6 protein-coding genes are annotated in these 6,068 nt (G+C 49.6%); all 6 read right to left on the bottom strand.

Going from position 1 to position 6,068, the window contains the following annotated elements; all coding sequences use genetic code 11:
• Positions 1-310 precede the first annotated feature (310 nt).
• Positions 311-853, bottom strand: a complete 543-nt coding sequence (locus DWY84_RS03015) for a Holliday junction resolvase RecU (RefSeq protein WP_118530731.1) — start codon at positions 851-853, stop codon at positions 311-313.
• Between the two features lies 1 nt (position 854).
• A complete protein-coding gene (locus DWY84_RS03010) occupies positions 855-1,829 on the bottom strand; it encodes an RluA family pseudouridine synthase (RefSeq protein WP_118530729.1) in 975 nt (324 codons plus the stop codon).
• A 25-nt stretch (positions 1,830-1,854) separates the two neighbouring features.
• On the bottom strand, positions 1,855-2,421 hold the full coding sequence (locus DWY84_RS03005) for an O-linked GlcNAc transferase-like protein (RefSeq protein WP_243024724.1): 567 nt from the start codon (positions 2,419-2,421) through the stop codon (positions 1,855-1,857).
• Positions 2,422-2,507: 86 nt separating this feature from the next.
• Complete coding sequence (locus DWY84_RS03000) at positions 2,508-3,281, bottom strand: SDR family NAD(P)-dependent oxidoreductase (RefSeq protein WP_118530727.1); 774 nt, start codon at positions 3,279-3,281, stop codon at positions 2,508-2,510.
• Between the two features lie 31 nt (positions 3,282-3,312).
• Entirely contained in the window at positions 3,313-5,310 is a 1,998-nt protein-coding gene (locus tag DWY84_RS02995) for a YgiQ family radical SAM protein (RefSeq protein ID WP_118530725.1), read from the bottom strand.
• Between the two features lie 15 nt (positions 5,311-5,325).
• On the bottom strand, positions 5,326-6,036 hold the full coding sequence (locus DWY84_RS02990) for an HAD family phosphatase (RefSeq protein WP_118530723.1): 711 nt from the start codon (positions 6,034-6,036) through the stop codon (positions 5,326-5,328).
• Between the last annotated feature and the right edge of the window lie 32 nt (positions 6,037-6,068).

Raw genomic sequence — 6,068 nt, 5'->3', positions numbered from 1 at the left:
AAAACACAGCCAGAATGCTACTGGTAAAAGCTGGAAATTATGGCTTTTATCAGTACCGTTCTGGCTGATTTTATTTCTCTCGTAGCGGGGCCAATACAGCAGAAGCCGGTTATCCCGGCATTCCACGGAGCATAAATATGGGTATACGTGTCCGGCTATGCAGCGACTGGTGTTTGAGGGAGGCGGACGGCGAGTCCGACTATCCGCAAACAGCTGTCAGCTGCATCGTCCGAACACAATACCCATATTTTGCGCAGCGGTATGCCGGGATTACCGGCTTCGGACCTATATTGATATCGCTCTTAAATTTTTATTGTGCGGAATCTCGTTCTGTGAGGTCTTTTTGTATCGTCTCCAGATAATGCACCAGAATATCCCGGCTGGCGCGGATCTGATAGCTTTTATCGACCTCATCGTAGGTGAAGCTCTTGCGGCCCCCGTCCTGCATCCGTTTCCAGAAGGTTTCCAGATCATGAAATGGGACATAATACAATTCATCTAACGCAGTGAAATGAAGAATGATAAAGGCGATTCCTCCCTGTTCTTCAAATTCTTTCATAAACCGGATCTGATGCTCATGAACGTTTTGAAGCGGAAAGGTTTTTACCGCGCATTCCTTCGCGTCGAAGCAGACCGGAATACCCTGTACAGCTCCAATATAGTCCACGGTACTTTTCTGGTCAAAGTAAGCCAGAGTGATGTGCCTGGTGGATTTTTCAATGGTGATGGGCGTGATCGGGGTTGGGATTTTCTGGATCAGGGCCAGCTTTTTCTCCCGGTAAACTTCATTTGTATGGTTGATTATATCCTCGAGTGTGGAGCCGCGCAGCCCCCGGCTTTTCCAGGTGCCCATACTAACGCACTCCCTCCGGCAGAGGGCCAAGAACTTTCTGGAATTCGCCCGGCAGCGGAGCCGTATAGCTCTTCCCGCTTAAATGCGCGAGCGGCTCTTCCATCTGCGGAAAGACCAGTTTCCAGGAATGAAGCATCTGAGAATGGATGTGGTACTGGCGCTTTGCCTCTTCATTTACTCTCTGGTTTCCATACTTCATATCTCCCACGATCGGATGCCCGATGGACGCCAGATGCGCACGGATCTGATGAGTCCGGCCTGTAATCAGCGTTACCTTTAACAGGGTATAAGATCCTGTTTCCATCAGTTGTTCGTATTCCGTGCAGATAGGCGCACTGTCTGGAAGTTCCTTCTGGCTGATGGTTACCTGATTTGTTTTTTCATCTTTTTTTAAAAATCCCTCAATCCGTTTTTTCTCTTTCACAGAGCCGGAAACCACGCAGAGATAATATTTATGCAGGGAACGGTCCTTGAACATGGCAGATAGCTTCTGCAGTCCTGCAAGCGAGCAGCCTGCTGCCACAAGGCCGCTGGTATTGCGGTCCAGCCGGTTGCAGACCGAGGGCCGGAAGCTGCGCAGGTCTTCTTTTGTCAGTTTTCCGGAATCCAGCAGATAATCGATCAGATACTCCACCAGGGATTCGTCCTGCTCCTTTGCCTTCTGGGACAGCATGCCGGACGGCTTATTGATCAGAAGCACATGCTCATCCTCATAAATGATGTGCAGCTTCGTTTTCTTTACCTTCTGTATCTTCACTTCTGAAAACTTCTCGATGGTTTCGTCTGCCAGAAACAGCTTGATCTCATCTCCCTCAGCGAGCTTTTCCGAACCATCACATTTCTTTCCATTCAGGACGATATTTTTCTTGCGCATCATCTTGTACAAAAAGCCCTTGCCAGCCAGATTCAGATACTTTCCAAGCAGCTTGTCCAGGCGCTGTCCGGCCTCATTTTTATTTACCGTAATGGATTTCATAAGAAAGTCTCTCCTTTCTCTTTGGTTACATGGACAGATTTTTCATCAGCGCTGCCGCATAATCCACCACGCCGTCATCCTCGTATTCAGAAGCCGGCTTCAGGCTGTCCAGTCTGCGAAAAAACGCGTGAGGATCCCGGATCAGCTTCACATTCGGATCCAGTTTGTTGGCCTGAAACAGCGCATTGACCGCCTTTTCCGCCTTGGCAAGATCTGCTTTTTCACTGCTGCAGAACGCAAACACTCCATTCGGGTGGACCGCTACGGCGTCCAGTGGAAGGATCTGCTCCTTTGTGGTAACAATCAGATCATACAGCATAGTACATTTCTCTTCATATGCATGGGCTTTTTCATAAAAAGACCGGTCTGCTGTGCGGTACTTCCAGGATGCCAGAAGCGGGGATGCCAGATTCGCCATGGGAAGCACTGTCAAAATTGCCATAACCGTCAAGATGTTCTTCGCCGCCTGTTCAGAAGCCATCTGCCTCGCAATCAGCTGGGCGATGATGGCTGCCGCAAACAGACCGGTTAAAAGCGCCCTGGATTTCTTATGCTGGTCACGGTATCCATACTGTCCTTTTCTGATCTTCATAATTATTTCTCCTCTTTTTCTCATGTAACGTTCACTCCATCGTAAGTGTTCCGTGCCGCCACAGCCGCGGGCAAAATTCCATTCCATTATGCAGAAAACAGCAGGGAAAGGATGAAATCATGCGGGAACACCTTGACCAGCAGGAAAAATACCTTCATAAGCGGCCCATATACCGATACCCGTTTTCCCATCATGCTGTCACGCAGTGCCTTTTTTACTACCTTTTTCGGATTAGCCATAACCAGGCGCTTGTAAAGAGGAATCTCCCCGGTTGTCTCGGCAATATCGAAAAATTCCGTTTTCACCGGTCCCGGGCAAGCCGCAGTCACATAAATCTGCCGTGATTTCAGTTCCATGGCCAGAGCACGGCTATAGCTTAATACAAAGGACTTTGTAGCCGCGTACACGGCAAACCTTGGCTGAGGAAGAAATGCCGCCGCGGAAGCGAACTGCAGAATACGGCTGTTTTCTGACATGTACGGAAGCACCAGGCGGGTCACTGCCGTCAGCGCCCGGCAATTAACATCTACCATTCCGGTTTCCTCTTCCATAGCAAGCGCTTCGGTTTCCCCGATTTTTCCAAAACCGGCTCCATTTATAAGAAACTTGACATCCGGATCTTCCCATTCCAGTTTTTCTTCCAGTTCCGCAAAAGCAATCTCATCCCGAAGATCCAGTTCCAGTACTTTTAAAGGAACCGGCACTTTCTTTGCCAGATCATCAAGGCGTTTTCGTCTTCTGGCAATCACCCAGATTTCCTCCAGTCCCGCCAAGCGGTCCGCCAGCTGGATCACGCACTCCCGGCCCATACCAGAAGATGCGCCTGTTACAATGGCTATTTTTTTCTTTCCTGTTCTCATACTGCACGCTCCTGAGATTTCAGTCTGTTATCTACTTTTTCTTATGAACATTCCGGATTGTCTTTTTCTTTGCCGGTTTCGGAGTTTCTGTTCTTCCGGCTCCCGCAGGCTTGCCCGCACTCCGAAACGCATCTTTGCCGTTTCCAGCCATTTTCTTTCCAGTACCACCAGCTGCCTTCTTGCCTCCGCGGGCTCCGTTTCCAACAAAAACTCCATTCCCGCCCCAGTGCGTCTCCCTCGGACGGATCAGACACTTTTTATCGAAACCGATCAGATCGGTACGGCCAGCCTTGATCAGGGCCTCTTTCACCAGTTCGTAGTTCTTCGGATTGCGATACTGGATCAGGGCACGCTGCATGGCCTTTTCATGCGGATTATGCGGTGTGTACACTTCCTCCATGGTACGCGGATCCAGTCCGGTATAATACATGCAGGTAGACAATGTAGACGGTGTCGGATAGAAATCCTGTACCTGTTCCGGCATGTAGCCCAGATCCCGCAGGTATTCAGCCAGTTCTACCGCTTCCTTTAAGGTAGAACCCGGGTGGGAAGACATCAGATACGGAACAAGATACTGCTCTTTTCCGATCTTTTTGTTCATTTCCTTATATTCTTTTACAAACTGCATATAAACCGAATTTTTCGGCTTTCCCATGCGCTTTAACACTGCGTCAGCCACATGCTCTGGCGCAACCTTTAACTGTCCGCTGACATGATACTCACAGAGTTCCCTAAGGAACGCGCGGTTTTTGTCTGCCAGCACATAATCGAAACGGATACCAGAACGGATGAACACCTTCTTCACCTTTGGAATGGCCCGCAGTTTGCGCAGCAGGGAAATATAATCGCTGTGATCCGCACGAATATTCTTGCATGGTTCCGGGAAAAGGCACTGCCGGTTTGGACATGCGCCCTTCGTCAGCTGCTTTTCGCAGGCAGGGAAACGGAAGTTTGCGGTCGGGCCGCCTACATCGTGGATATAGCCCTTAAAGTCCGGTTCCTCTGTGAGAAGCTTTGCCTCTTCCACCAGAGATTCATGGCTTCTTGCCTGAATGATGCGCCCCTGATGGAAAGTCAGGGCACAGAAACTGCAGGCGCCAAAGCAGCCGCGGTTGCTGATCAGGCTGAATTTGATCTCCCGGATAGCCGGGATGCCGCCCTCCGCTTCGTAGCATGGATGATAGTTACGCATATAAGGAAGCGCATAGACCTCATCCATCTCCTCCTGAGTCAGCGGTTTGGCCGGCGGATTCTGAACCACGAATTCTTTTCCGTAATACGGCTCAACCAGTCGCTTTCCAAGCACCGGATCGGTATTGCTGTACTGGACAAAGAAGCTCTTTGCATAAACCCTTTTATCGTCTTTCAGCTCCTGGTAGTCCGGCAGCATCTTATAATCATATACAATATCCAGATTTCTGGTTTTAAACACAGTTCCGTCAATAAATGTGATATCTTTGATATCAATTCCGCTGTTTAAGGCATCGGCAATCTCAACGATGGAATGCTCTCCCATTCCATAGGAAATCAGGTCTGCCTGGGAATCCAGAAGGATGGAACGTTTCAGCTTGTTGGACCAGTAGTCATAATGTGCCAGACGGCGCAGGCTGGCTTCAATGCCTCCGACGATGATGGCGGCATCCTTATATACAGAGCGGATCAGGTTGCAGTAAACAACCGTTGCGTAATCCGGTCGTTTGCCCATCACGCCGCCCGGTGTATAGGAATCCTGCTGTCTGCGTTTCTTGGAAACAGAATAATGGTTTACCATGGAATCCATGTTTCCGGCCGATACCAGAAAACCAAGACGTGGTTTTCCTAAAATCTGGATACTCTCCGGATTTTTCCAGTCTGGCTGGGCAATAATGCCCACTTTGTAGCCGCGGGCCTCCAGAAGGCGGCTGATAATAGCCGGACCGAAGGATGGATGATCTACGTAGGCATCACCTGAGACGTAGACAAAGTCACACGCATCCCAGCCGCGCCGGTCCATATCTTCCCGGCAGACCGGCAAATAATCATGTATCATAATCTTCGATTCTCCTTATTCTGCATCAAAAAGTTTGTTATAATCGTCAATATAAAAATCGGCAAGTTCCATCTTTTCCTGGCGCATGCCCGTGGAGAACGCATCTTCCACGGCACAGACCCTCATGCCAGCCCGTTTTCCCGCCTGGATTCCTGCCGGAACATCTTCAAACACCATACAGCGGGACGGCTCTGCCTGAAGCCTCCTTGCGACTTCCAGATAAATATCCGGAGCCGGTTTTCCAGCCGCCACCTCACAGGCCGTTGCGATGACCTGAAAATACGGACGGATCTGTAAGGATTCCAGCACGGCGTCTACCATGTCGCGGCCATTGCTGGTGGCAATGCCCGCCTTTTTTCCAGTGTGCTCCAGATACTGCAAAAGACGCAGGGCACCCGGCTTTAGCGTCACTTCATTCCGGTATTTTTCAATGCTCATCTGGATCCAGGCTGCTTTAATCTCATCGATGGAATCCGGGATCCGGAAACAGCTCTTAAAATATTCTGCCGTCTCCGAAAAGCTCATGCCCTCGATGATCTTCTGAAGATCTGGCGGACAGGTGTAACCAAAACGCCCAAGATATTCGATATCAATTTCCTTCCACATCCACATGGAATCTACCAGAGTTCCATCTAAATCGAACAAAACAGCGTCCGCCTCCCGCAGTGCCAGGCCAGCTGCCCGTCCAGACGTACCGTTTTTGTTCTGTGCTGCATTCTGATTCATAAACTGATTCCTTTTTCTTCTATATTTTCTCT

Source organism: Clostridium sp. AF27-2AA (assembly GCF_003478505.1).
Taxonomy (GTDB): Bacteria; Bacillota; Clostridia; order Lachnospirales; family Lachnospiraceae; genus Brotaphodocola.
Note: the sequence above shows the minus strand (reverse complement) of the source record. Positions and strands in the feature narration are given on the sequence as shown.

Coding starts and splice junctions, on each gene's coding strand:
- DWY84_RS03015 (WP_118530731.1), bottom strand. CDS start 853: ATGGGCACCTGGAAAAGCCGGGGGCTGCGCGGCTCCACACTCGAGGAT.
- DWY84_RS03010 (WP_118530729.1), bottom strand. CDS start 1,829: ATGAAATCCATTACGGTAAATAAAAATGAGGCCGGACAGCGCCTGGAC.
- DWY84_RS03005 (WP_243024724.1), bottom strand. CDS start 2,421: ATGAAGATCAGAAAAGGACAGTATGGATACCGTGACCAGCATAAGAAA.
- DWY84_RS03000 (WP_118530727.1), bottom strand. CDS start 3,281: ATGAGAACAGGAAAGAAAAAAATAGCCATTGTAACAGGCGCATCTTCT.
- DWY84_RS02995 (WP_118530725.1), bottom strand. CDS start 5,310: ATGATACATGATTATTTGCCGGTCTGCCGGGAAGATATGGACCGGCGC.
- DWY84_RS02990 (WP_118530723.1), bottom strand. CDS start 6,036: ATGAATCAGAATGCAGCACAGAACAAAAACGGTACGTCTGGACGGGCA.